At 69.1% G+C, this 25,060-nt stretch carries 19 protein-coding genes and 1 riboswitch; of the genes, 5 read left to right on the top strand and 14 right to left on the bottom strand.

All coding sequences use genetic code 11. The features are described from left to right. Positions 1-338: 338 nt before the first annotated feature. Positions 339-1,064, bottom strand: a complete 726-nt coding sequence (locus tag ASF52_RS05990) for an RluA family pseudouridine synthase (RefSeq protein ID WP_244473717.1) — start codon at positions 1,062-1,064, stop codon at positions 339-341. Between the two features lie 24 nt (positions 1,065-1,088). Here ASF52_RS05990 and ftsY point away from each other — a divergent pair, with 24 nt between their 5' ends. After that, positions 1,089-2,528, top strand: coding sequence for a signal recognition particle-docking protein FtsY (gene ftsY / locus ASF52_RS05985; protein ID WP_056169195.1), 1,440 nt, complete (start codon positions 1,089-1,091; stop codon positions 2,526-2,528). A 76-nt stretch (positions 2,529-2,604) separates the two neighbouring features. Then, positions 2,605-3,216, top strand: a complete 612-nt coding sequence (locus ASF52_RS05980; RefSeq protein ID WP_056169212.1) for a septation protein A — start codon at positions 2,605-2,607, stop codon at positions 3,214-3,216. 45 nt (positions 3,217-3,261) lie between these two features. Here ASF52_RS05980 and ASF52_RS05975 read toward each other — a convergent pair whose 3' ends face one another. From ASF52_RS05975 to ASF52_RS05945, 7 genes are all read right to left on the bottom strand, one after another. Then, positions 3,262-3,789, bottom strand: a complete 528-nt coding sequence (locus ASF52_RS05975; protein ID WP_244472947.1) for a Crp/Fnr family transcriptional regulator — start codon at positions 3,787-3,789, stop codon at positions 3,262-3,264. A gap of 676 nt (positions 3,790-4,465) precedes the next feature. Beyond that, the gene (locus ASF52_RS05970) at positions 4,466-5,056 is read right to left on the bottom strand and encodes a DsbE family thiol:disulfide interchange protein (RefSeq protein ID WP_056169191.1); all 591 of its coding nucleotides are present in this window, start codon (positions 5,054-5,056) and stop codon (positions 4,466-4,468) included. Next, a complete protein-coding gene (ccmD, locus tag ASF52_RS05965) occupies positions 5,053-5,241 on the bottom strand; it encodes a heme exporter protein CcmD (protein ID WP_056169206.1) in 189 nt (62 codons plus the stop codon). The genes ASF52_RS05970 and ccmD overlap by 4 nt, the downstream gene beginning before the upstream one ends. Before the next feature lie 5 nt (positions 5,242-5,246). Continuing rightward, entirely contained in the window at positions 5,247-6,008 is a 762-nt protein-coding gene (locus tag ASF52_RS05960; RefSeq protein WP_056169188.1) for a heme ABC transporter permease, read from the bottom strand. Between the two features lie 119 nt (positions 6,009-6,127). After that, positions 6,128-8,419: a PAS domain-containing sensor histidine kinase gene (locus ASF52_RS05955; protein WP_056169203.1), complete on the bottom strand. Its 2,292-nt coding sequence runs from the start codon at positions 8,417-8,419 to the stop codon at positions 6,128-6,130. A gap of 144 nt (positions 8,420-8,563) precedes the next feature. After that, entirely contained in the window at positions 8,564-9,370 is an 807-nt protein-coding gene (locus tag ASF52_RS05950; protein ID WP_056169184.1) for a Crp/Fnr family transcriptional regulator, read from the bottom strand. 245 nt (positions 9,371-9,615) lie between these two features. Further along, on the bottom strand, positions 9,616-9,864 hold the full coding sequence (locus ASF52_RS05945; protein WP_082478859.1) for a hypothetical protein: 249 nt from the start codon (positions 9,862-9,864) through the stop codon (positions 9,616-9,618). Between the two features lie 254 nt (positions 9,865-10,118). Between ASF52_RS05945 and ASF52_RS05940 the strand changes: the two genes are divergently transcribed. Further along, positions 10,119-10,337, top strand: coding sequence for a hypothetical protein (locus tag ASF52_RS05940; RefSeq protein WP_056169178.1), 219 nt, complete (start codon positions 10,119-10,121; stop codon positions 10,335-10,337). A 53-nt stretch (positions 10,338-10,390) separates the two neighbouring features. On the opposite strand, the gene ASF52_RS05935 is transcribed toward ASF52_RS05940, so the two are convergent. The 4 genes from ASF52_RS05935 to ASF52_RS05920 all read right to left on the bottom strand — a co-directional run bounded on the left by ASF52_RS05935 (position 10,391) and on the right by ASF52_RS05920 (position 17,289). Continuing rightward, complete coding sequence (locus ASF52_RS05935) at positions 10,391-11,164, bottom strand: SH3 domain-containing protein (RefSeq protein ID WP_244473716.1); 774 nt, start codon at positions 11,162-11,164, stop codon at positions 10,391-10,393. A gap of 95 nt (positions 11,165-11,259) precedes the next feature. Continuing rightward, a complete protein-coding gene (locus ASF52_RS05930; RefSeq protein WP_056169172.1) occupies positions 11,260-12,306 on the bottom strand; it encodes a hypothetical protein in 1,047 nt (348 codons plus the stop codon). A 148-nt stretch (positions 12,307-12,454) separates the two neighbouring features. Then, positions 12,455-15,511: a penicillin-binding protein 1A gene (locus tag ASF52_RS05925; protein WP_056169170.1), complete on the bottom strand. Its 3,057-nt coding sequence runs from the start codon at positions 15,509-15,511 to the stop codon at positions 12,455-12,457. A 143-nt stretch (positions 15,512-15,654) separates the two neighbouring features. Then, complete coding sequence (locus ASF52_RS05920) at positions 15,655-17,289, bottom strand: ABC1 kinase family protein (RefSeq protein WP_056169167.1); 1,635 nt, start codon at positions 17,287-17,289, stop codon at positions 15,655-15,657. Between the two features lie 246 nt (positions 17,290-17,535). Here ASF52_RS05920 and ASF52_RS05915 point away from each other — a divergent pair, with 246 nt between their 5' ends. Next, positions 17,536-18,180, top strand: a complete 645-nt coding sequence (locus ASF52_RS05915; protein WP_056169164.1) for an MBL fold metallo-hydrolase — start codon at positions 17,536-17,538, stop codon at positions 18,178-18,180. Between the two features lie 174 nt (positions 18,181-18,354). Next, complete coding sequence (gyrB, locus tag ASF52_RS05910; protein ID WP_056169161.1) at positions 18,355-20,823, top strand: DNA topoisomerase (ATP-hydrolyzing) subunit B; 2,469 nt, start codon at positions 18,355-18,357, stop codon at positions 20,821-20,823. 6 nt (positions 20,824-20,829) lie between these two features. Here gyrB and ASF52_RS05905 read toward each other — a convergent pair whose 3' ends face one another. Both ASF52_RS05905 and ASF52_RS05900 read right to left on the bottom strand, forming a co-directional pair. Continuing rightward, on the bottom strand, positions 20,830-22,245 hold the full coding sequence (locus ASF52_RS05905) for a peptidase (protein WP_056169158.1): 1,416 nt from the start codon (positions 22,243-22,245) through the stop codon (positions 20,830-20,832). A 27-nt stretch (positions 22,246-22,272) separates the two neighbouring features. Continuing rightward, complete coding sequence (locus tag ASF52_RS05900) at positions 22,273-24,450, bottom strand: TonB-dependent receptor (RefSeq protein WP_056169154.1); 2,178 nt, start codon at positions 24,448-24,450, stop codon at positions 22,273-22,275. A 316-nt stretch (positions 24,451-24,766) separates the two neighbouring features. Continuing rightward, a riboswitch (cobalamin riboswitch) is annotated at positions 24,767-24,982 on the bottom strand. Positions 24,983-25,060: the final 78 nt, after the last annotated feature.

Raw genomic sequence — 25,060 nt, 5'->3', positions numbered from 1 at the left:
GGGCTTGACCCTGATCAGTCGGCTGCCGCACCGGCGTTTCCGTAAGGGACGTCGCGTCGCGCGGAGGTGGGCCGCTACTAGCCGAGTCGCCGAGGCCGAGAAGACGCCGTGACGAAACGGATCGGTCCCGAAAGGGGCCGGGCCGGGGGACGCCGGGAGACCGGCTAAACTTACAAAAACAGGGTCTCGCGGCGTCCCGCGTCTCCCGTTTCCTCAGGTCGTCCCCCGCGCCGAACCGGCGGCGGGGCGCTGGCGCGTGCGCGCCGGGCAGTTGGCCCTGGAGGGCAGGGCTTGGCCCGGGAGGGCAGGGCTTGGCCCGGGAAGAGACGAAAAAGGCCCTACTCGGGCCGGTCGGCCCCGCACCGCACGAGCCCCGCCCGCATATGCGTGGGGGCCGGCGCCTCCACGACGATCGGCGGCTTCTTCGGATAGAGCGGCAGGGTGAGCGCCCGCGCATGAAGCTGCAGGCCCGGTCCGCCGCTGCGCGGGCCGGAGCCGTAGATCGGGTCCCCCACGATGGGAAAGCCGGACGCCGCGCAATGGACCCGCAGCTGGTGGGTCCGGCCGGTCACGGGGGTGAGGGCGAGCCACGCGAGGCCGTCCCCGCGCCCGAGCACCTGCCAATGGGTGAGCGAGGGATCGCCGCACGGGTCCGCCTTCATCCACCACGAGCGCGGATCGTCGGAGCGCCGCGCCAGGGGGAGATCGATGCGGCCGGTGTCCTGCGCGGGCCCCCCCTCGACCAGGGCCCAGTAGGTCTTGCCGACGCTGCCGCTCGCGGCGAACAGCTTGTTGAGGCGGGCCAGCGCCTTGGCGTGGCGGCCGAGAGCAAGGCAGCCCGACGTGTCGCGGTCGAGGCGATGGGCCGCCTCCGGGCGCCGGGGCAGGCCGAAGCGCAGGGCGTCGAGGTGGTCGGTGAGGGTTTCGCCGCCTTTCGGGCCGGGATGGACCGGCAGACCCGCCGGCTTGTCGATGACGAGGACGAGGGCATCGCGGTAGAGGAGGCGCGCACCTATGTCTGTTACGAGGGCATCGGCTGGGGGCATGGCCTTGGCGCTTACCATGCCGGGTCCGGGGAGCAAGCGGGAATGAGCGAAGACAAGAGGCCGGGCTGGCTGCTGCGCAAGATGTTCGGCACCAAGGAGGAGCCGCGCCCCGAACCGGTGCCCGTGCAGCCCCCCGATCCGAAGCCGCTTCCGCCTCCCGTTCCCCGGCCGGTGGCCGAGGCGCCGGTGGTCGCGCCTCCGGTGGCCGAGCCCGTCGCCCCCCCGCCCGAATCTCCGGCCTCGTTCTCCGAGGGCCAGCCGGATTTCGCCACCGCGGCGACGGACGTCTCTCATGTGCCGCCCCCTCCGAGCGAGCCCGCCGCGGGCACGCCCGGCAAGAACGCGGTCCCGGACGAGATCGAGGGCGCCGACCTCCAGCCCGTCGAGGGCACGCAAGAGCGCCCGCCCGCCGGCACCGCGGGCGACGATCCGGCGCGCGGCGCCGAGGCGGCCGACACCACGTCCCAAGCCTTCGCGCCGCATGGGGCACCGGACCCCGAACCGGAGGTCGCGACCCAGATCTTCCTGCCGGAGCCGGAGGCCGAGCCCGAGGGCGAGAAGCGTGGCTGGTGGAGCCGCCTGACGGGGGGCATGAAGCGCACCTCCTCGGCGCTGACCGAGCGCGTCACGGGCCTGTTCACGAAGCGCAAGCTCGACGCCGACACCCTGGAGGAGTTGGAGGACGCCCTGATCCAGGCCGATTTCGGCCTCGAGATGGCGACACGGATCTCGGAGGCCGTGGGCAAGGGCCGGTACGAGAAGGGCATTTCGCCCGATGCCGTGCGGGAGATCCTGGCCGCCGAGGTCGAGCGGGCGCTGACCCCCGTGGCGATCCCGTTCACCATCGACACCACGAAGAAGCCGTTCGTCATCCTGATGATCGGCGTCAACGGAGCCGGCAAGACCACCACCATCGGCAAGCTCGCCATGAAGCTGAGGGCGGACGGGCATTCGCTGATGCTGGCGGCCGGCGACACGTTCCGGGCGGCGGCCATCGAGCAGCTCAAGGTCTGGGGCCAGCGCACGGGCACGCCGGTCATCGCCCGGGCCCAGGGCGCGGACGCGGCGGGCCTCGCCTACGACGCCTACGAGGCGGCGAAGCAGCAGGGCACCGACGTGCTCCTCATCGACACGGCCGGCCGGCTCCAGAACAAGGCCGGGCTCATGGCCGAACTCGAGAAGATCCTGCGGGTGATCCGCAAGATCGACCCGGAGGCCCCCCACGCGGTGCTCCTCGTCCTCGATGCCACCGTCGGCCAGAACGCCCTGAGCCAGGTCGAGCTGTTCTCGAAGGCCGCTCAGGTCACCGGCCTCGTGATGACGAAGCTCGACGGCACGGCGCGGGGCGGCATCCTGGTGGCGCTCGCGGCGAAATTCGGTCTGCCGGTTCACTTCATCGGTGTCGGCGAGGGGGTCGAGGACCTCGAGCCGTTCGAGGCCCGCGACTTCGCCCGCGCCATCGCGGGATTGGACAAGGACTAGCGGCGCGTCCGCCAGGACCGGGCCCTCACCCCCAAAAGCCGCGACGCGCCGCGCGCGGCCCTCTATGACGGATGCCATGCAGATCGAAGCCGTTCCCCCGCACCGCCACCTGCCGCCGCTTCTGAAGCTCGCCCTCGAGCTCGGGCCGCTGGTGATCTTCTTCCTCGGCAACGCCTATGCCGAGCGGTTCGGGGTCCTCCCCGAGCAGAAGCTGTTCGTCGCCACCGGGGTGTTCATCGCCGCGACGGTGGTGGCGCTCGCCATCCACTTCGCCCTGGTGCGGCGCCTGCCCATCATGCCCCTGGTCTCGGGCGTGGTGGTGGTGGTGTTCGGCGGCCTGACCCTGGCCCTGCAGGACAAGACCTTCATCATGATGAAGCCCACCATCGTGAACACCCTGTTCGGGCTCGTGCTGCTCGGCGGCCTCGCCTTCGGCAAATCCCTGCTGTCCGTGGTGCTCGACAGCATGTTCGCCCTGACGGAGGAGGGCTGGCGCAAGCTCACCTTCCGCTGGGGCCTCTTCTTCCTCGTCCTTGCGGTGATCAACGAGGTGGTGTGGCGCACGCAGACGGAGGATTTCTGGGTGAGCTTCAAGGTGTTCGGCATCATGCCGCTCACGGTCGCGTTCGCCCTGGCGCAGACACCGCTCCTCCTTCGCCACGAGCGTAAGGATGCGGGCGCCGCCTGAGACGCGATGGGGTTCGAGGGGGCTTTGCCCGCCTCGAAGCCCTGTTCAGCCCAGGACGCGCTGGTACTCGGCCTCGGGGCCGCCGTAGGCGTCTCCCGCGATGGCGAGCATTTGCGACCGGTCGCAGATGCCGATGCCGCCACGCCGGGTCCTGACGGCACCCGCGTCGCTGAGATTGCGCAGGGCCGTGGTCACGCCGGCCCGACGTACGCCGAGCATCAGCGACAGGAGTTCGTGCGTCAGCGGGAGATCCTCGCGATCCGTGCGGTCGTGGCACATGAGCAACCAGCGTGCGAGGCGCTGCTCAAGGGTGAAGCGGCTGTTGCACAAGCTGCCCTGCGCGAGCTGAATCGCGAAGACCTGCGCATAGCGCAACAGGCGATCGTGCAGGGGGCGGCATTCGGTCAGAGCCGCCCGGAACGCCCGCGCTTCGATGCAGAGCGCCCGGCATGGAATCTGGACGATGGTCTCGTGCGGCCAGCTGTCGAGACCATGCAGTAGGGGAAGTCCCGTCATTCCCTCGGGGCCGATGGCACCGACCTCCGCCTGCACGCCGGCGGGGGTGCGTGCCATCACGGAGATCATTCCGGGCTCGGGGAAACACACCTGGGCAATGGCTACGTCGGGGGTTTCCAGGACGATGCCGCTCTCGAACGAACGGCGCTCCAGTTCCGGCTGGAGTCGCGCAAATTCATCGGGGGTCAACGCTCCCAGCAGCCGGTTGCGTACTTCGAGTTGAACAATGCGCGACGTCAAGGCTCTGCCGATCCATAGGCACGATCAATTGCCACCTGATGCCTGCTGCCCGTCCTTATCAACGAACGATCCGCTTACAATACCCCCAAAAACCAGACCTGTGAACAGCTTATCTACGTATCAAAAAGTACGATCTCGTACATAAGGAAACTTTATATCGGAATCAAACTTTTTGAAAATCGCGAGAAGAGTTTATTTCTGCTTTATATTCTACCGTTTTCATCAAGCAGTAGAAAAACACCCTTCCATAGATAACCCTGCTTATTCGCAGCCGAAGAAGATCTGCTTTGGCCGAAGTGACCCTGACCTTCCGACTATCGTAGAAGCAGTTCGCGCGAAGCACCGCGCAGAAACCCACGCATCCGCTGGCGATGCGGGCCTCGGGACTCTCGAATGACGCCGAAGCCAGAGCCGAGGATGGGATCCATCGTGATCTCGGGGACCACCAAGCGTGGGACGCTCCCGACGCCGAAGTGCGGCCTCGACGCGACCGCTAAGGCACGGCCTCGGCCACGGCGCCTGCAGCGCGCATCTTGTCGACGACGTTCCGGTAGTTCTCCGGCGTGACGATCCCGACGAGCTTGTCGCGGATGGTCCCGTCCGGCCCGACGATGAAGCTCTCGGGCACGCCGTAGACCCCGAAATCGATGGCGGTGCGGCCGGTGGAATCCATGCCGACCGCCCCGAACGGCACGCCGTTGCGGGCAAGGAAGCGACGGGCGTTCTCGGGGGCGTCCTTGTAGGCGATCCCCACGAGGTGGAGCCCGGGCTCGCGGGCGAGGCGCATGAGCTGCGGATGCTCGATCTGGCACGGCGCGCACCACGAGGCCCAGAAGTTGACGAGGGTCACCCGGCCCTTGAGCGCGGCGCTGGAGAGGCCGGGCAGGGGCACGCCGTTGGCGGTGGCGCCGGGGAGGGCGGCCAGATCGAAAGCTGGAGCGGGCCGGCCGATCAGCACGGAGGGGACGGCCGAGGGGTCCGCGCCCGAGCGCAGGCGCACGAAGAACAATCCCGCGAGCACCACGAAGGTGACGAGGGGCACGATGAGCAGAAGGGAGCGCCGGGCCGGCTCGGACCCGCTCATGCGCCTGCCCCCGAAGACCGGGCCGAGGGCGCAGCGGGCTCCTGCAGGGCCGCCAGGGCGCGGGTCTGGGCACGCCGATCGCGCACCGCGTGCCAGATCAGGCCGGCGATGACGAGGGCCGTGAAGGCGTAGGCCCCGAGGATGAAGCCCGCGTGGGGCCCGAGATCATGAGGTCCGAGATTCATGATCGTCACAGGCCCCGGATCGCCCCGAGGGGTACGCTGGTATCGAGCCGTTCGGCCTCGCGGATCGTCAGCGTCCGCACGCGGCGCCGCAGGATCTCCGTGCGCATGGCGGTGAGATGCAGGGTGATTCCCAACAGGGTGAAGGCGAGGATCATCTCGAGGAGCGGGTAGAGCATCGAGGGGTCGATGGACGAGCCCCCCATGCGCATGATCGAGGCCGGCTGGTGCAGGGTCGACCACCAGTTCACCGAGAACTTGATGATCGGAAGGTTCACGGCGCCCACGAGGGTCAGGATCGCGATGGCGCGGGCGGCCCGGCTCGGATCCTCGATGGTGCGCCAAAGGGCGATGATGCCGCAATAGATCAGGAACAGCACCAGCATGGAGGTGAGACGCGCGTCCCAGACCCAGTAAGTGCCCCACATGGGCTTGCCCCAGAGCGAGCCGGTGACGAGGCAGATCAGGGTGAAGGCCGCACCGATGGGGGCGGCGGCGCGCTGGGCCACATCCGCCAGGGGATGACGCCAGACCAGGGTGCCGATGGCCGAGACCGCCATGGCGCCGTAGAAGAACACCCCGAGCCAGGCCGCCGGGACGTGGATGTACATGATCCGCACGGTCTCGCCCTGCTGGTAGTCGGGCGGAACGGTGAACCAGGTGAGATAGAGGCCGAACGCCAGGAGTATGCCCGAGAGCCCGGCGAGCCAGGGCATCAGCGGGGCGGTCCAGCGCAGGAAGTTGCCGGGATGGGCGAGGCGTGTCCACATGGTTCGCGATCTAGCCCAGGGTGCGGTGCAGCGGCAATGCGGGCGTTGCGCGCAAGGCTGCTTCGCACACAAGGGTGCCTGCGCGTGTGCGAGGGTGCCTGCGCGTGTGAAGGAGACGCTTAGACGCTTCCTGCCTGAAAGCCCGCCAGGGGCGCCGCGAGGCGGCACACCAGACCGGCGGGTTCGTAGTCGAGGCTGACGGTTCCGCCGACGGCCCCCACGAGACCGCGCTCGATCAGCCGCGAACCGAACCCTTTTCGCGATGGTACCATCACCCGCGGGCCGCCGGACTCGCGCCAGGTCATCCGCACCGTGGGCTCCCCCGCCTCGAGGGCGACGTCCCACGCCACGGTCACCCGGCCGGCAGGGACCGACAGGGCGCCGTACTTCACCGCGTTGGTGGCCAGCTCATGCAGCGTCAGGGCGAGCGACAAGGCCGCCTTGGCACCGAGCTCGATGGCCGGGCCGGAGATGCGGAAACGGTCGGGCTGACGATCGTCGTGGATGGCCAGCGCACTCGCGAGGACCGCTTCGAAATCCGCTCCCTCGCTCTCTCCGGAGAGCAGGATGTCGTGGGCCTTGCCGAGGGCGATCAGCCGCGCCGCCAGGGCCTCCTTGGCCGCCTCGACGTCGGTGACGTTGCGCAGGGTCTGCGACGCGATGGCCTGGACCACCGCGAGGGTGTTCTTGAGACGGTGGCTGAGTTCGCGGTTGAGGATGCGCTGCTGCTCGTCGGCCTCGATCCGGGTCAGGCCACCCCAGGCGCGCTCGGCGACCTCCCGGGCGAAGGCGATCTCCTCCGGCGTCCAGTCGTGGGGAACCGCGTCGAGGACGTAGAGGATGCCGACGAGGCGCCCGCGCTGGAGAATCGGCACCTTGACCACGGCCCGCATGCCGATGCGGGCATAGCCGGCCGCATCGTCGACGCGTTCGGGGGTCGCGGCGATGTCGGCCACTGCCAGGGCTTCGCCGCGCCGCAGGCGGGCGACGCTCGCCGCCACGGTCGCCAGGGTCTGCGCCCCGGCCTCGGCTCCGAGACCGGCGGCGATCCAGTCCGGCGCAACGGAGGAGAGGCCGCCGGCGGGATCGACGAGGGCGTAGCCGGCCCGGGCCACGCCCAGGGTCCGCCCAAGGCTCGCGGCCGTGGCCTCCACCACGGCCGCGTTGGTCTGCAGGTCACGCAGGCGGTCGCCCAGCGCGATGAGAGCCTCTCGCCGGGCATCGGCGCGCTTCTCCTCGGTGATGTCCTCGATCATCGCCGTGGCGTGGACGCTGTCGCCCAACGTCTGCGACACGAGGTTGACGCGGGCCCAGATGATGCGGCCGTCGAGGCGGCGGTAGCGCTTCTCGAGGCGCTCCTGCATGGTCTCGCCCTTGGCGAGACGGCGGTGCAGTTCGGCCCGCTCGGCATCGTCCTCCGGCGGCGTCCAGCGCGCCAGGGAATGGCCGAGGATCTCGGATTCCGGCGCGCCCCAGATCTCGCAGAGCTTGGCGTTCACGGCGAGCGCCCGGACGCTGCGCGGATCGAACTGGACGATGCCGATATTGGCGCCCTGGAACACCGCGCGGAATTGGGCGCCGGTGCGGTTGCGCTCGGTCACGTCGAGCATGGCGCCGATCATCCGCTGGGGCGTGCCGTCGGCGGCTCGGACCATGTAGCCGCGGTCGAACACTTCGGCGTAGGTGCCGTCGGCGCGCAGGAAGCGGTACTCGTAGCCCCACTCGTCGGCTCCGCCGGCGATCACCGCACCGATATCGGCCTCAACGGCGGCCCGGTCGTCCGGATGGACATGCGCGATCCACCACGCCCCGTCCGGCACGACGCGGTCGGGCGTCCAGCCGTAGGCGGTGGCCAGGGCCTCGTTCCACAGGACGGTGTCGGTGGTGAGGTCCCAATCCCAGATGGCATCGTTGGTGGCGCGTGCGACGAGGCGGTAGCGCTCCTCAGTTGCCCGAAGGGCGATCTCGGCTAGTTTGGCCGCGGTGACGTCGCGCACGGTGCCGACCATCCGAACCGGGCGGCCCTCGCTGACGATGAGCTGGCCCCGTGCCGCGATCCAGCGCGGGACGCCGCCATCCGCCGGGACGACACGGTATTCACTGTCGAACTGACCGGTCCCGGCTGGATCGAGGGCGGCCTGCAAGGCGGCATCGACCCGCTCGCGATCTTCCGGGTGCAGGCCTTGCAGGAAGGTCTCCGCATAGGTGACGGGCACGTCCGGGGCCACGCCGAACAGGCTGCGGGTGCGGGCGTCCCAGCGCAGGATCGTGGTGGCGAGGTCGTAGTCGAAGATGCCGATGCCCGTAGCCTCGACGGCCAGCCGCAGGAGCACGGCGCTCTCGGCCGGGTCCACCACGTCGGGCGCCGCGCCGTCCGGGACCGGCGCCCTCGAGACAGACGTTTCGGCCACGGGCGTTTCGGCGGAGCCGGTCCGAGGTCCGGTCGCGCGCGGCACGGGAGGGGCGGCGTGGTTCGTCATCGGCGGGGTGGCGGCGTCCGGCTCGGATCGGGTGTTGTGGCGGGGATTCTATCCTGGGCGGGAAACCGCGGGATCTCAGGCCGTCTCCCGCTGGGCGTAGGGCCGCTCGGTGGGAACCGTTTCGTCGGGAGGCTCGACGCGGACGAGTCGGCCGAGACGATCGTAGCCCGCGCCGAGCACCGTCTCGTAATGATGCCGGACCACACCGTGGCACTCGCAGGCCGCAGCCTCGACCTTGGCGCGGTCCCTGACCGTGATGCGGCCACGGCCGACCTCGATCAATCCTTGCTGCTGCAGGGTACGCAAGATCCGGGTCAGGTAGGTGCGCTGAACGCCGAGCATCGCCGCGAGCAGCTCCTGGGTGACCGGCAAGGTGTCGCTGGCGATCCGGTCCTGCAGCGTCATCAACCAACGCAGGCAGCGTGCCTCGATGGGATGCAGGGCGTTGCAGGCAACCGATTGCAGCACCTGGGCGAGGAGGCAATCCCCGTAACGGGCGAAGAGGTTGCGCAGGCTTTCCGAACGGCGCTTGGCTTCTTGGAAGCGCACCGCGTCCATGCGCAGGACCGGGCCGCCGATCTGGATCACGGCGTGCGTGGAGGCGGGAAGATAGCCCTGGCTGACTACACCGCCGACGGCGCCCTCGCGGCCGATGGTGGCGGTCTCGGCGCTGCGCCCATCCCGCATGGCGATGATCAGGGTCGCCACCGTCTGGCCACACGGAAAGGCGATGGTGGTCACCTCGGCGCCCGCTGCGAACAAGGTTTCCCCGCGCTGATGCACCGACCACTCGAGATGCGGCGCCAGCAGGGCGCGATCCTCGGTCCTCAGGGCCTTCAGAAGCAGATTGCCCTGGAAGAGTGGATCGGCGGCCGAAGGCATGGCGTGCGCTGCGTTCACGGTCTGTCTTCCCGCCACTAGCGCACGAAGCTCTGGCACGTCTGTCTAATAGTATACAGAAGCCGAACGATTTTGTCGTTTTGATGGGATGCGGCGGAACTTCTCATCACTTGGCAGCAGAAACTCGTCCGCATGAACGAAACGGTGATGCCGGACGCGTGCCGCAAGCTCCCCCACCGGAGTTCGGCAGAATCAGACAAATTCGATCAGGCTTGGGGTGAATTCGATCAGGCTTGGCCGGCTTCGTCGCCTTCGCCGACGCAGTCGAGGGCGCGCTCCACGGCCGTCACGGCATCGAGGAGGTTCCGCACGGTGCTGTCGACTTCGCGCCGGGGGCGGTTCATGGCCGCCGCGCGGGCGCCCACGGCCTGGAGATGCTCGAGGACCGCGAAGAGGTCGTCGGCGACGGCCACCACGTCGTGCACCGCCGGAGCGGGCGGGGAGGGGCGGCGACGGAAGGAAATGACGTTACTCATGACCACGATGTTTCGCGTGGTTCGGGGCCGGGCGCCAGGAGGCCGGGGGGTGATTTCGTGCGATCGGAGGGGTTGTCCGGGTCTCAAAGCGCGGCGTGGTGAGCGCTTCCGTGGCGATGCCCCATCACTCTGCGACGTGGCGGCGACGGTTCGTTATCCTTTCCCGGTTTGCCCCGGCGGCGCTTGACGCGGGACGCCCGGCGGGCCCACCTCCGCCGATCCATCTTGCAGGACAGACCCCCAGGACAGCCCCGATGCGCCTTCTTCCTCTCGCCCTCTCCACCCTCGCAATGGCTGGCCTGTGCGCCTGCAACAGCGCCGAGGGCCCGAATTCCCGCAGTGGGATCGCCGAGACCTTCGACACCAGCAACTACCGTCGCTCGTCCGACACCAACGGAACCCAGACCCGCCGCGACGTGAACCGCCTCTACACCCAGCCCTCGCTGCCCTCGATCTCCAGCCGCGGCAACTGACCTCGAACCTCATGGATCCCGCTCCGGTCGGGTTCCATGAGGTCAGGGAACCCTCAGGCGTAGGTCGCCTCGGGCTCCTCGACGCCCTCGTCCGAATCGAGCCTGTCGTCGAAACGTCCGTCGCCCGGCGGGGCGACCGGCACCAGGAAGGCGGCATGCAGGTGTCCGTCGATCAGGCCATCGTGGTTCAAGTCCACGCGTGCCCAGTCCCCATTCGGGCCGTCGAATGATTGAACCGTCAGTTCGCTCCCAGGGCCGATCGTCCGCAGCCGATCGAAGGTCAGCCCCGGCCCTGCCCGCAGGCGTAGACCGTCCCGGGCCGCCACCATGAAGCGGCCCACGGTCCCGGCCAGCGGCAGGGCGTCCGCCAGCCTGCGGCCCGACGCCACCGGATTGGCCCAACCCTTTTGCGCGGCATTCTGAAGCCATATCGGTGCATTCGCGACGTGCCCGCCTGCGCCCCAAACCAACTCGGACCGATCCCGCGGGGATGTGCCGAATCCAATGTGAAGCGTCGTCTTGCCCATGTAGTCGACGCCCGCCCCGATCCCGTTGGCGCCGAGGGCCGCGGCGGCGGTGACGAAAGCCTCGACGATGGGCAGATCATCGGGATCGGTGAAATCGAGGGCGCGACTGCCGTCGACGAGGAGTTGTAGGTCGGCGGCTCGGCCGTGATCATGACGCGTCGAGCCGGTGCGCTTGCCACCGGACCCTTTGGGCGCCTGCCCCCCGGAGGTGACCCGCACCAGGGCGACGCCCGCCACATCGGCCGCCAGGCTGAGGAGCTGCTTCAGCTCCGCCGAAATGGCCCGACACCGAATCTGCATTCGAGTGTCCTCACGAACCGTCGCCATGATCCAAGCCTCCTGATTCCACGAGAAATGTCGCGAAATCCCGGCAATAAATCAACCTCAGGTTTACTTCAGTTCTTGGCGAGGGCGTCCGCGAAGGCGGTCATGCGGTTGCGTGCGTAGGTGGGCAGGCCGGCGCTGATGGAGGTGCCGGTGTTGAACGACGAGTTGCCCATGAGTACCTGGGCCGGCAGCAGGTTCTTGAGCACGGGCACGCGGGCGTATTCCTGCTTGCGGTCGAGGACGTCGGCCTTGATGGCCAACGCCATATAGGTGGTGACCACGGTCTTTGCGGGATCGCCCGGCATCGGCTGAAACACGGCGAGGAACTTGCCGAAGCGCAGGATCTGGTTGACCCAGAAGATGGTCTGTTCGAGCCCCCCCGTCACCGGCGCGTCGATCTTGGTGAGTCCGGCGAGCGGCGCGGTCTCGGCGGGGGGAAGGGTGCGCAGCTCGCTCTGAAACGAGACGAACTCGGCGACCTTCTTCGACGCCCCGTCCTCGAGCTTGTTGGCGAGCTTCACGCCCAGCGGCAGCTTGCCCTCGAGGTCGTAGCGCGATTCGATGCAGACGGTGCCGAGATCGCACCACGGCCGGTCGGGGCGCTTGGCGAAGGCGGCGGCCGGGTCCTTGGTCGGCGTCACGTCGGCGGGGTTCAGGGTCTTGTGCTTGATGACCGGGTCCATCTTCGCCACGAAGCCGAGGGTGGCGTAGGAGGCGAGATCGATGGAGTCGGCGGGCCTCGGCACCACGAAGCGCCCCTGCGCCACGTAGACCTTGAGGGTCTCGTGCCGGCGTTTCGACACGCCGTTGAGGGTCTGCAGATAATCGGGCTCGGCGTAGCCCGCGTAGGGCGCCAGCGCCGCCCGCTCGGCCGGCCGGACCCGGCCCCAGTCGAGGTAGGGCACGAGGCCGTTCTCGGGCTTGGCCGGGTCGTCGCGATGGTCCGTGAACAGGATGGTGCCGGGCTTGAGGCCGGAAAGACCCACCGCCTCGATGGACGGCACCTCCTTCACCCGGTCGGAGGCTGCGGGCTGTTGTTTCATGCCCTCCTGCGCGTGCGCGGGGAGGGACAGGGCCAACAGGGCGGCGAGACGGAGAAACGCGGAAGGGTGCATCGGCACGTCGAAGCCTTTGGTCGTTCGGGATAGGGGAGGTGGGGGTTGCCGGCCCGCGCTCGGCGCAGGCCGACGCCCCCTGGTCCCTCTCCACGGGGGAGGGAGACCCGCTCGTCGCCGGTCGGGCGAAGCGGGTCGGAATGACGGGTCAGTAGCGCGGGTCGTCCCCGAACAGGTAGTCGGGATCGCGGCGGCGCGGACGGGCATAGACCTCCTCGTCGCCGAAAGGCGAGCGCTGGGTGCCGGGCCAGACCGGATCGGGGTCGCGCTGCGCCCGGCGGCTCGGGGTCCGGCTCCGGGATTCGCCGAACGGGTCGAGGACATCGGGCTCCGCGCGCCGGCCCGGCAGGGAGCCGAAGAGGTCGCCGGCCACATCCGCCCCGTCCTCCGCTCCGCCGAGGTCGCCATCCTCCGCGTCGGGCCGCATGGCGGTCCGGGTCTCGCGCGGCAGGAGCTTGTACTGGGTGTCGGCCATGCGCCCATTGGCGAGGCGGAAATGCTCGAGGAAGCCGCCGCCCGACACCTGTTCGCCGCTGCGGGCGTCGATGGGCAGGTCGGCCAGATACGGCCGGGCCTCGGCCGAGGGCGGCGCGAGGTTGGTGCGCGGCACGCCGTTGGCCCAGGCCGCCTGAAGGATCGACCCGGCGATGGGCACGGCGAGATGCCCACCGGTCTGACCACGCCCGAGGGTTTTTCGCGTGCCGTCGGCGTTGTCGTAGCCGACCCAGACCACGATGGTGATCTCGTTGGTGAAGCCGGCGAACCACGCGTCGTTCTCGTTCTCCGAGGTGCCGGTCTTGCCGGCGATGGCGGACGAGAACCGGCTCAGCGCCGCGGCCGTGCCGTGCTGGGTCACGCCCTGGAGCATGGTCTTCAGCTGGTAGAACGCCACCCGGTCGGCCGAGGCGATGCGCACGGGCTCGCGGGGGCTGCGGGTGTAGAGAACCCTGCCGTCCCGCTCCACGGATTCGAGGGCGTAGGGGGCCGGGCGCGCGCCCTCGTTGGCGATGGCCGCGTAGAAGGCCGCGAGATCCACCATCCGCACGGGCTGGGAGCCGAGCACGAAGGGGTAGTAGCGCTCGCACTCGGCGTAGAGCTGGGCTTCGAGGGCGAGGTCGCAGACCTTCTGCAGGCTCGCCGGCGCCTTGTCGGCGATGCCGCCCTGCAGCAGGCGCGCGGTGACGAGGTTCTTCGAGAATTCGAGGCCGCGCCGCAGGGTCGTGGCCCCGGCTCCACCCCCGTCGTAGTTCTTCGGCGACCAGGAATCGCCCACCCCGCCGATGGGCGGGAGCGTCACGGCGGCATCCATCACCAGGGTGTTGGGCTGCAGGCCGGCATTGAGGGCGGCGAGATAGGTCACGGGCTTCAGGGTCGAGCCCGGCTGGCGCACGGTCTGGGTCACCCGGTTAAGCTGGCTCACGGGGTAGGAGAAGCCGCCCGCCATGGCGAGGATGCGCCCCGTGCGGTTCTCCAGCACCAGGGCGGCGCCCTGGACGCTCGGGCGCACCCGCAGGTCGGCGCGCGGGGTCTTGGCTGAGGGATCGCGCAGCTTCACCCGCACCACGTCGTAGGGGGCGAGCCGACCGCGCGCCGGACCGGGCTCCAGGCTGATCGTGCGCCCGTCGGCCAGACCCGCCTTCGCCGGACCGCCGCGGCCGGGATCGAGCACCACGGCCAGCGGCCAATGCACATCGTAGAGGACGGGCCGCGCGTTCTCCAGGGCGCGCTGCCAGGTGGGCTTGGGACCAGCCGGCTTCGGGGACGTCACCTTGGCGGCGGCCACAGCCGCGGCCCGTGCCGCCTTGCGCTCGGCCTTCGTGCCCGTGGGCACGGATTTGGAGGCCTCGGAGGGTTTGGTCTCGCCGCCGACGAGGAGCGGCACGGAGAGCGTCGAGCCCTCGGGGGCGGGGGCGGCCCCGTCGAGCTTGCGCACCGCCTCGGCGAGGTTGAGTTCCGGCCCCTCGTAGCGCTGGCGCCCGGTGGCGCGCTCGTAGCTGGCGAGTCCGTCCTGGAGGGCGGTCTCGGTGGCGGTCTGGAGGCCGGCGTTGAGGGTGGAGCGCACGGTGTGCGAAGCCGAAGTCAGGGAGTCGATCCCCGCGAAGGTCCGGGTCTCCCGGGTGAGGTGATCGACGAAGTAGAAACCGGAATCGCGCCGTGCCGCCTCCATGGAGGCGAGGCCGAGGGGCGCATTGGCGGCCTGGACGAGCTGGGCCTCGGTGATGACGCCCTCCTCTTTCATCCGGGCCAGCACGTAGGCGCGGCGCTCCCGGGCGCGATCGGGGTACTTGTCGGGATTGTAGAAGTTCGGCCCCTTGGGCATGCCGGCCAGAAGGGCGGCCTCCGGCACCGTGAGCTGGCCGACCGATTTGCCGAAATAGCTGCGCGCGGCCATCTCGATGCCATAGGCGCCGCGCCCGAGATAGATGCCGTTGAGGTAGAGTTCGAGGATGCCGGCTTTCGGCAGGATGCGCTCGAGCCGGGATGCCACGATCATCTCGCGGATCTTGCGCTCGTAGGTGACGTCGTCGCCCACCGACAGGTTCTTCACCACCTGCTGGGTGATGGTCGAGCCGCCGGCCGGCCGGCCCGGGGAGGCGAGGTTGCCGATGAAGGCGCGGATCACCCCGCGCTCGTCGATGCCGTGGTGGGTCTCGAAGCGCTTGTCCTCCGCCGCCACGAAGGCCTTTTGCACCATCGCCGGCACCTCCGCGATGGGCACGCTGAGGCGCCGTCCGTTGGCCTCGAAGGCCTCGGCGTAGCGCTTACCCGCCCCGTCGAGGATGAGGCTGGCGCCCGGCAGCTTGCGCTCCTTCAGGGCCTCGGCCGAGGGCAGGTCGAGGACGGCCTTGTTGTAGAAGGCGATGACCTCGCCCGCATCGAAGGGGGAATCCTTGGGGTTCTCGCCCTTGCAGAACTGGCGGTAGCTGACGTTGAGCTCACCGATGTCGAGGCCGTGCAGGAGCTTCGGCGCGCTCGCGCCCGCGATGGCGGTCGGATCTTCCATCGCCGTGGAGATGAGCTCGTCGAGGTTGATGTCCTCGATGTCGAAGGCCTTGCGCATGTGGGCGCAGCCGTCGCGCAGGATCTGCACGACCTGCCCCTTGTCGGCCACCGGATCGAACTGGGTCTTCACCGCATCCGACCGCGTCGTGACCTGACTCAGCGTCAGGGCCGTCGCAAACAGCTTGATCAGAATGATGTTCATGAAAGCCGAGCAGGGGATCTTCGGGGCGCGGCGGGTCGGCGCGCGACTGCGGCCAAGACTGCGCCGCACAACGCGGCTGATTTAAGGTGGCGCTTGGGCCGACCCGGCCTCCGGGAAATCCAGTTCGGTTCAGCGGTTTTCGCCTACTTGTTGCGCCCGAGCAGCACCAGCCAACCGATCCCGATCACGCACACCATCGCCCCCACGGTGACGAAGGCCGGGGTGCCGAGATCCATGAACCGGGGCGCCAGCTGCGTCGCGAAGGCCGCGACGATGAGGGCGACGGCTATGCGGGCGGCGGCGCGCTCGATGCCGCGGGTGAGCTTCTCGATGCCCTTCAGCTCGATCTCGACGGTGACGCGGCCCTGCTTCAGGCGCACCAGCATGAGGTGAATCAGGGTCGGCAGTTCGGAGGCCGCGCCGAACAGGCCGGCGCCCACCGCCTCCACCTTGCGGGTCAGGCCCTTGATGGAGAACTGCGAGGCGAGTTTGCGCTTCACCGTGGGGCCGGCGGCCGAGAACAGGTCAAAATTCGGGTCGAGCTGGCGCATCACCCCGTCGGCGGTCACCAGCCCCTTGAACAGGATGGCGAGGTCGGTGGGCATGGCGAGATCGTTCTCGCGAGCCATGGTCATGAAGTCGGTGAGCAGGGCGCCGAAATCGAGGGATGCCCCGGTGTGGCGGGCGATGAAGGCCTGCGACGAGGCTTCGAGCTTGGTCAGATCCGGGTTGCTCGATCCGGTCCAGTCGAGGAGCACGGCCATGAGCCCGTCGGCATCCTCCTTCAGCATCGAGCCGATGAGCATGAGGAGCTGGGTGCGGCGGCGCTCCGACAGGCGGCCGATGATGCCGAAATCAATGAAGCCGATCCGGTCGCCGGTCATGATCAGCATGTTGCCCGGATGCGGATCGGCGTGGAACACGCCCTCGATCAGAGCCATCTGCAGGAAGGCGTCGGTGCCCTTCTGGGCAAGCACCACCTTGTCGATGCCGGCGGCGTCGAGGCGGGCGTGGTCGTTGGGCGGAATGCCGTGGATGAACTCCTGGACGAGGACGCGCTCGGAGGTCCATTCCCAGTGGATCTTCGGCACCACGATGTCCTCGCGGTCGGCAAAGATCGCCGCGATGGTCTCGCAGTTGCGTGCCTCGTTGATGAGATCGAGCTCACCGTAGAGGCCGCTGGCCAGGTGCCGCATCTGCTCCTGCGGCTGGTAGCGCCCGAATTCCGGCCACTCGGTGACGACGACGCGGGTGGCATGGGCCAGGAGCCGCAGGTCGGCCTCGATGATCTTGCGCAAGCCCGGGCGCAGAACCTTGACCACCACCTCCTCGCCGGTGTGGAGCCGTGCCCGGTAGACCTGAGCGATGGAGGCGGCGGCAAGCGGCACCTTGTCGAACTCGGCGAAGACCTCGTCGGCCGGCGCCCCGAGGTCCTCCTCCAGCTGCGGCTGGATTCGCTCCCACGGGATCGGCGCGACCTGGCTGTGGAGCTTCTCGAGTTCCTCGGTCCATTCCGGGGTCAGGAGGTCGGGGCGGCTCGCCAGGATCTGCCCGAGCTTGACGAAGGTGGGCCCGAGGGCCTCGATGGCCCGGCGCACGCGCTGCGGCTGCGACAGGCGGGCGATATCGACACGGGGCGTGCGGCGCTTGGCGAAACGCGCCACGTGGGCGATGCCGAGGCGCTCGACCACCTTGGTGACCCCGTAGCCGATGAGCACGGAGGCAATCTCGCCGAGGCGTTGCCGGTCGCGCGCGGCGACGAAGGCTGTTTTCAGCATGTGCGCTTGGGACTCGACTGGGGAGGAGGCGGCGCCCTGACAACGAGCCTGGGCGTGGTACGGTTCGGCTAGGCCCTTGGCGAGGCCGAAGTTTGACGGCGATGATCACGCGGCGGATTCGCCCAACCCGTCATCTCGCGCTAGACAGGCGGCTTCCCGCGCCCTCCCGGCGCCGGTGGAGTTTCCGCGCCTCTCGGGGCGCATGTGCAGTTTCCGCGCCCTCGAGGCGCATGTGCGAGAGACGCGATGCCAGGCACGCCCCGCGCCGGAATCATCCCGGTGACGCCCTTCCAGCAGAATTGCACCCTGATCTGGTCCGACGAGACCAAGATCGGCGCCGTGGTCGATCCGGGCGGCGACCTCGACCGGATCGAGGCGGCGATCCAGGCCCAGGGCATCACCATCGAGAAGATCCTGCTCACCCATGGCCACATCGATCACGCCGGCGGCGCGGACGAACTGCGCGAGCGCCTCGGGGTGCCGATCGAAGGTCCGCACGAAGCCGACCGCTACCTGCTCGACAGCCTGCCGGAGACGGGCGCCAATTACGGGATCGAAGGGGCGCGGGCCGTGACGCCCGACCGCTGGCTGGTGGAGGGGGACGCCGTCACGGTGGGGGGCCTCGCCTTCGACATCCTCCACGCGCCGGGCCATTCGCCGGGCAGCGTGGTGTTCGTGAGCCGGGACGCGCGCTTCGCGCTGGTGGGCGACGTTGTGTTCAAGGGGTCGGTCGGCCGCACGGACCTGCCGGGCGGGAGCCACGACCAGCTCATCCGCGCCATCAAGGAGAAGGTCCTGCCACTCGGCGACGACATCGCCTTCATCCCCGGCCACGGCCCGACGAGCACGCTCGGCGAGGAGCGTCTCACGAACCCGTTCCTGCAGGATTGACCCGACGCGACGACACCGTGGACGGGGCACCCGTCAGCCCCCGCCACGCACAGCGAAAGCAATGCTTTTTCAAGGCGGAAGGCTTATAAAGGCCGTTGACGCATTGCAGGCGTGTCCGGGGCTCGCGCCGGGGCACGAAGGATCACGCCCGGACCCGCCTGCCCGAGGAACTTCATGTCCGACACGACTCACAACAGCTCAGACGCCACCCACAACAGCGCGGCCGCGGCCTACGGCGCGGAATCCATCCGGGTCCTCAAGGGCCTCGATGCCGTGCGCAAGCGACCGGGCATGTATATCGGCAACACCGACGACGGCTCGGGCCTGCACCACATGGTCTACGAGGTGGTGGACAACGCCATCGACGAGGCGCTCGCGGGCCACGCGGACCTCGTCTCCGTCACGCTCAACGCCGACGGCTCGGTGACCGTCTCGGATAACGGCCGCGGCATCCCCACCGACATCCACAAGGAGGAGGGGATCTCGGCGGCCGAGGTCATCATGACCCAGCTCCATGCGGGCGGTAAGTTCGACCAGAACTCCTACAAGGTCTCCGGCGGCCTTCACGGCGTCGGCGTCTCCGTGGTCAACGCCCTGTCGCAATGGCTGCGCCTGCGCATCTGGCGCAATGGCAAGGAACACGCCATGGAGTTCCGCCACGGCGACGCAGTGTCGCCGCTGGTGGTGGTCGGCGACGGCAACGGGCGGCGCGGCACCGAGGTGTCGTTCCTCGCATCCACCGAGACCTTCACGAGCATCGAGTTCGACTACGCCACCCTGGAGAAGCGCCTGCGCGAGCTCGCCTTCCTCAATTCCGGCGTGCGGATCGTCCTCACCGACGCACGCCATGCCGAGCACAAGCGCGAGGAGCTGTACTACGAGGGCGGCGTCGAGGCGTTCGTGCGCTACCTCGACCGCTCGCGCAAACCCATCGACGGGATGGCCAAGCCCATCATGGTGCGGTCCGAACGCGACGGGATCCGCGTCGAGGTGGCGTTCTGGTGGAACGACTCGTTCAACGAGACCGTGCTGCCGTTCACCAACAACATCCCCCAGCGCGAGGGCGGCACCCACATGGCGGGCTTCCGCGCCGCGCTGACCCGCCAGGTGACGGGCTACGCGGAATCGTCGGGCATCGCCAAGCGCGAGAAGGTGACGCTCACGGGCGAGGATTGCCGCGAGGGCCTCACGGCCGTGATCTCCGTGCAGGTGCCGGAACCGAGTTTCTCCTCGCAGACGAAGGACAAGCTCGTCACGGCAGCCGTACGGCCAGCGGTGGAGAACGTCCTCAACGAGGGCCTGTCCAACTGGCTCGAGGAGAACCCCGCCCAGGCGAAATCCGTCATGGGCAAGGTGATCCTGGCGGCCTCGGCCCGCGAGGCGGCGCGCAAGGCCCGCGAGACGGTGACGCGCAAGGGCGTCCTCGACATCGCCTCCCTGCCGGGCAAGCTCGCCGATTGCCAGGAGCGCGACCCGTCGAAGTGCGAGATCCTCCTGGTGGAGGGCGATTCCGCCGGCGGTTCGGCCAAGCAGGGTCGCGACCGCACCTTCCAGGCGGTTCTCCCCTTGCGCGGAAAGATCCTCAACGTCGAGCGGGTGCGCGCCGACCGGATGCTGTCGTCGGACCAGATCGGCACGTTGATCACGGCGCTCGGCGCCGGCATCGGCCGCTCGTCCACGGACCGCGAGGGCTTCAACCCGGAGAAGCTGCGCTACCACCGCATCATCATCATGACCGACGCGGATGTCGACGGCTCGCACATCCGCACCCTGCTGCTGACGTTCTTCTACCGGCAGATGCCGGAGGTGATCGAGCGCGGGCACCTCTACATCGCCCAGCCGCCCCTCTACAAAGCCTCGAAGGGCAAGCGGGAAATCTACCTCAAGGACGAGCGCGCGCTCGAGGACTACCTCATCGACGCGGGCGTCGACGGGGCGGTGCTGCGCCTGGCCTCCGGCACCGAGTTCGGCGGCCAGCAACTGAAGGCCCTCGTCGAGGAGGCGCGCCAGTTCCGCGGCCTGATGCAGGCGCTCCACACCCGCTACGACCGCGCCGTGGTCGAGCAGGCGATGATCGCCGGCGCCTTCCGGGTCAATGTCGACGAGAACGCGGCGGAGGCCGAGGTTCTGGCCGACCGGGTGGCCCGACGCCTCGACCGGATCGCCGACGACATCGAGCAGGGCTGGGAAGGCTCCGTCAGCGAGGGCGGCTACGTCATGAGCCGGACCTTGCGCGGGGTGCGTCAGGTCGCGACCCTTGATGCCGGGCTCATCGCCTCGCAGGAAGCGACGCGGCTCGCCGACCGGGCCGAGGCCCTGCGCGAGATCTATCACGAGCCCGTCACCTACGCCCGCAAGGGCGACGAGACGACCCTGCACGGCCCCGTCGGCCTGTTCGAGGCGGTGATGGCGTTCGGCCGCAAGGGTCTCCAGCTCCAGCGCTACAAGGGTCTGGGCGAGATGACCGCCCAGCAGCTCTGGGAGACCACCCTCGACCGCGACGTGCGCTCGCTCCTCCAGGTGAAGGTCAAGGACACCCAGGACGCCGACGACTTGTTCGTGAAGCTCATGGGCGACGTGGTCGAGCCCCGCCGCGAGTTCATCCAGGACAACGCGCTCAGCGTCGCCAACCTCGACGTGTGAGGCGCGTCATCGAGACGGCGCGGGGCGGCGCAGACGCCGCCAGCCGAGCACGATCCCCGTGAGAGCGATGCCGGCGCCGAGCCCGTTCAGGGTCCACAGGACGAGGTCCCAGGCCGGGCGGTGGCGCGTCAGGATCGCGAAATCGAAGCGGTGGGGGGCGGAGAACAGCCAGCGGTTGGCCCGGCCGCTTCGGTCGAGACGCATCAGGATCTCGCCCGTTTCCGGGTCGAGATAGGCCGAGGTCTCCGCCGGATCGTCGAACCGGACGCGCAACACCGGCAGCACCCGTGTCTCGTGGTGCGGGTACCAATAGGCGTCGTAGGCCGTCAGGGTCTCGGCCGCGACGACCTGCGCGCCCGGCAGGATGCGCGCCGCCGCCGTGCTCAAGGATTGCGGCGCCACAGGCGGTTCGACATGGCGTCGCCCGTCCGCATTGGTGGCGACCGCGTGGACCTGTTCGGCGATGCCGGTGAACCGAATCTCGACGGGACCGGACACGGCGACGGTGCGCAGGGCGTCGAAGCCGGGGAGGGGCGCTTCTCCCATGACGGCGCTCCGCATGGCGGGTGTTGGGCTCGGCCCGGAGAACCAGCGGTTCGGGTTCATCGACAGCCAACCGCTCGCGACCCAGCCGAGGAGCGCCACGCCGCCGACGATCCCGAACAGGTGATGCCAACGCATAACGCCGCGATAGGGCGAGACTCCCATAGCGTAGGGCCGGCGCAGGCGCAGGCGCCAGACCCCGAGGACGAGGCCGCTCAGGACACCGGCCACGGCGATGCCGGAGATCCACAGCACCACGTCGCGCCACAGCTCGGCCCGGGCGCGCAGGGGCGTGAGGTAGATCCAGTGCGGGATCGACCCGAGCCAGTTCCAGCCGCGCGCGAACCGCGTCGTCTCTAAAACGACGGCGCCGGTGACCTGCGAGACGTAGCGCTCGGTGCCGGCGGAATCGTCATGGGCGACGACGTGGAACGGGCGGAACGGATCGTAGCGCGCCGTCACGGTCCACTGGTCGCGCTGGATCGTCGTCACGCTGGGGTTCGGACCGGTCCCACCCCGGGCCCGAACGAGGGCCAGCGCTTCCACCCCCGACAAGGGTCCCAGCACCGCGCCGGTCTCGGCCGAGACCGTCCCGAGTTCGCCCGTCGGGAGGATGGTCCGGTAGACCGGCGCATCGCCGCGCATGCCGAGCGACAGGGCGAGGGGCAGGCGCGTCAGGCCGAGGGGCTTCAGCGCCGCGTCGGGGCCGAGCCGCACCCGATCCCAGGCGATGGGGGGCAGGCCGGCGAGCCGCGCCGCCTCCGTCAGGTTGGGGAAGGGGACGTACATCATCACCAGGCCCGATAGGACCCAGGTGGCGAGGAACATCCCCGTGGCGATGCCGAGCCAGCGGTGGCCGAGGATCAGCCACCGCTGCATTGGTTTCAGGAGGCGGCGCACGGCGCGTCAGAAGCTGACGCTGTAGGCGACCTCGAACGAGCGTGGCCGGCCGAGGAGCCAGTTTGTGCCGACCCCGTTCACGGCGTTGCCGCTGATGGCGTAGACCGTGTCGGCGAGGTTGTAGGCCCGCACCGACAGGCGCGAGGCCGGCCCGACCTGATAGTCGAGCCCGGCATTGAGCAGGGCGTAGTCCGGGCGCCGGGCCATGTTGCCGAAATCGCTGAAGGTCTCGCCGACATACTGCACGCCGATGCGCGCCTCCCAGGCCGGGGCGAAGGCCCAGTTCACCCAGAGGTTGGCGACGCGCTCCGGCACGTCGATGGGCTGACGACCGGCATAGGACACCACCGCACCAGCCACCGCCTGATTGAAATCGTCGTACTGGGCGTGGAGGAGGGCGACGTTGGCATCCACCCGCCAGGCGTCGAACAGGTGAAGGGACACGGCCGCCTCGACGCCCTGCGAGGATTGCCGGCCGACCTGGGTCGAGACGGTGGGCTGGCCCGGCACGGTGGAGACGAGGTTGTCCTTGACGATGCGGTAGCCGGCGAGCGTCCACTCGGCCAGCCCCCCGAAGGCGATGCCCTTGGCGCCGACCTCGACCTGCTGGCCGGTGGAGAGGCGGAAGTTCGCCAGACTCTGCGACAGGGTGATGAGGCTCCCCACCGGATCGGTGGCGGTGGCGTATTGGGCGTAGAGGGAGAGGTCGGGCGTCGGGGCGTAGACGGCACCGAAGCGGTAGCTCAGGGCCTGGAAGTCGCGCTGGAAGGTGGCGCCGGAGACGAGGTTCCGGCGGTTCAGGGTCGGGGCGTCGAAGCGCACGCCCGTCAGCAGCGAGAGCTGATCCGACAGGATCAGGCGGTTCTCGGCGAAGACCGAGGCCTGGTTGGTCGACGTGGCATAGGCGGGCGAGGCGCGGCCGTTGGCCGGGAACAGGCCGGGATCGTAGGCGAACGGATCGACGCTCGTGGTGAGACCGCCGCCCTCGGACTGGAAGTTGTTAGTGTGCCGGAAGGCGATGTGATTGACGTCGAACCCGGCCAGAAATTCGTTGCGGAACCCGAACAGGGTGCCCCGGACCGTCGCGTCGAGGCGGTTCCCGACCTGTTCCTGCTGGTGGTAGATCTCAAGGTAGTCCGAGCGGTCGATGCGGCCGGTGCCTCGGTTGAAGGCGTATTGCTCGACGTCGAGCCACTGGCGCCGGCTCTGGAGCCGGTAGGCGGTGTTGCGCACGGTGATGTCGGCGCTCGGGCTCCACTCGGTCCTGAGCTGGGTCCAGTTGTCCGTCCAAAAAATCTTGGCGTCGCGGACGTTGTAGTTGTTGAACCGGATGGAATCGAGGATCCGCCCGTTGACCAGCGGCGTACCCCAGTAGCGGGCGGGCTCCTGGTAGCCGAGGTCGTGGCTGAGTGTGAAGGCGAGGTCGGGGGCCGCCTGCAAGGTCAGCGCGCCGGAGACCGCGAGGTTGCGAAAATCTCCGTCGGGCTGCATCCAGCCGCCGGACCGGTTGCCGCTGATGTTGAAGCGGTAGGCCAGGGCCTCACCGATGGGGCCGCCGGAATCGAGGGCGAGGCGGGCGAGACCGTCCGAGCCCAGGGCCGCGCGGGCCTCGTTGATAGGCGTGAACACCGGCTTCTTCGTCACCACGTTGACGACGCCGCCGATGGCCCCGTCGCCGTAGAGTACCGAGGCCGGGCCGCGGAGGACCTCGATGCGCTCGACGTTCCAGGTGTCGAACGGGAAGGTGACGGTGCCGGCGCCCACGTAGAGGCGCGTGCCGTCGTAGAGCTGCTGGATCGAGTTCGGGCCGGCGAATCCGCGCGCCGTGAAGGCCCCATTGCCGTTGCCGGGGGCCGCCACGGTGGTGATGCCGGTGGCGTTCTCTGTCACGGCCTCCGCGACGGTGTTCTGGCCACGCCGGCGCGCGGTCTCGCCCGCGATCACGTCGACGCTGGCCGGCGTCTCCAGGGGCGTCAGACCGAGGCGGCTGGCGCCGCGATCCACCGTGCGCAGGTTGAGCCCGGCGGGCGCGACGCCGGAACCGGCCACCGACAGGGTGTCGAGGGTGACGGCCGGCTCCTGCGCCGAGGCCGCGATGGGAGCAAGGACAAGGAGAAGACATCCTCCGACGATCCCGGGACCGGGGCCGGGATGATGCGCGAGGCAGGAACGTGGAAACAGCATGGCGATGCGAATTGTCCGAGGGCGCGCGACGTACGCGACGACGCTTCCACTACGCCTAAAACGAATGTTATAATGTTACAATCGTTCAGTCCTGGCCAAGCCTTTTCGTGCGACGACGCATGAGCTCGACGGCCGCACGGGTGCGGTACGCGATCACGATCGATAGGCAATGAAGGCAGTGGTTCGGGCGGGCGCATGCGGAAACGGCGGGCGCGCACGGGGCGCGGTGTGGCACGTCACCGCGAACGAGGCCGATCCGTTCGCGGCATGCGAACGCCCCGACACCCATCAGGACACCCCGCCCGATGCGTTTCGCGTGTGACCACGACTGACGGCAGGTCTCCTGGCTCGCGGGTCACCGCCCTCTCATCGTCTTCCCAGGCCGGGATCTTGGCAGATCCGGAAGACCCAGTGACGTGTTGATGATGGGCTCGCCGCTTACAGTTGCGGGGGCAGCCGCGGCATCGAGCCGAAGCCCTCACCGCGTTCCCTTTTGATCCTCCGAAGAGGAACCGTCACGGTCACGCTAGGACTTCGCCGATCACCCCGTCAAGCCGAAGCGCGGATCGTGACGGTCGATCCAGCAGCAAAGCGGAATTCCAGGCACACC

The organism is Methylobacterium sp. Leaf112, from assembly GCF_001423295.1.
Taxonomy (GTDB): Bacteria; Pseudomonadota; Alphaproteobacteria; order Rhizobiales; family Beijerinckiaceae; genus Methylobacterium.
This window is presented reverse-complemented; position numbering and strand designations above follow the sequence as displayed.

Bases quoted from the DNA above. Each gene is read 5' to 3' on its own strand.
- ASF52_RS05930 (WP_056169172.1), bottom strand. From the start codon at position 12,306: ATGCACCCTTCCGCGTTTCTCCGTCTCGCCGCCCTGTTGGCCCTGTCC.
- ASF52_RS05970 (WP_056169191.1), bottom strand. From the start codon at position 5,056: ATGAGCGGGTCCGAGCCGGCCCGGCGCTCCCTTCTGCTCATCGTGCCC.
- gyrB (WP_056169161.1), top strand. From the start codon at position 18,355: ATGTCCGACACGACTCACAACAGCTCAGACGCCACCCACAACAGCGCG.
- ASF52_RS05920 (WP_056169167.1), bottom strand. From the start codon at position 17,289: ATGCTGAAAACAGCCTTCGTCGCCGCGCGCGACCGGCAACGCCTCGGC.
- ASF52_RS05905 (WP_056169158.1), bottom strand. From the start codon at position 22,245: ATGCAGCGGTGGCTGATCCTCGGCCACCGCTGGCTCGGCATCGCCACG.
- ASF52_RS05935 (WP_244473716.1), bottom strand. From the start codon at position 11,164: ATGCAGATTCGGTGTCGGGCCATTTCGGCGGAGCTGAAGCAGCTCCTC.
- ASF52_RS05940 (WP_056169178.1), top strand. From the start codon at position 10,119: ATGCGCCTTCTTCCTCTCGCCCTCTCCACCCTCGCAATGGCTGGCCTG.
- ASF52_RS05950 (WP_056169184.1), bottom strand. From the start codon at position 9,370: ATGCCTTCGGCCGCCGATCCACTCTTCCAGGGCAATCTGCTTCTGAAG.
- ASF52_RS05925 (WP_056169170.1), bottom strand. From the start codon at position 15,511: ATGAACATCATTCTGATCAAGCTGTTTGCGACGGCCCTGACGCTGAGT.
- ASF52_RS05990 (WP_244473717.1), bottom strand. From the start codon at position 1,064: ATGGTAAGCGCCAAGGCCATGCCCCCAGCCGATGCCCTCGTAACAGAC.
- ccmD (WP_056169206.1), bottom strand. From the start codon at position 5,241: ATGAATCTCGGACCTCATGATCTCGGGCCCCACGCGGGCTTCATCCTC.
- ASF52_RS05960 (WP_056169188.1), bottom strand. From the start codon at position 6,008: ATGTGGACACGCCTCGCCCATCCCGGCAACTTCCTGCGCTGGACCGCC.
- ASF52_RS05980 (WP_056169212.1), top strand. From the start codon at position 2,605: ATGCAGATCGAAGCCGTTCCCCCGCACCGCCACCTGCCGCCGCTTCTG.
- ASF52_RS05945 (WP_082478859.1), bottom strand. From the start codon at position 9,864: ATGAGTAACGTCATTTCCTTCCGTCGCCGCCCCTCCCCGCCCGCTCCG.
- ASF52_RS05975 (WP_244472947.1), bottom strand. From the start codon at position 3,789: ATGGCACGCACCCCCGCCGGCGTGCAGGCGGAGGTCGGTGCCATCGGC.
- ASF52_RS05915 (WP_056169164.1), top strand. From the start codon at position 17,536: ATGCCAGGCACGCCCCGCGCCGGAATCATCCCGGTGACGCCCTTCCAG.
- ftsY (WP_056169195.1), top strand. From the start codon at position 1,089: ATGAGCGAAGACAAGAGGCCGGGCTGGCTGCTGCGCAAGATGTTCGGC.
- ASF52_RS05900 (WP_056169154.1), bottom strand. From the start codon at position 24,450: ATGCTGTTTCCACGTTCCTGCCTCGCGCATCATCCCGGCCCCGGTCCC.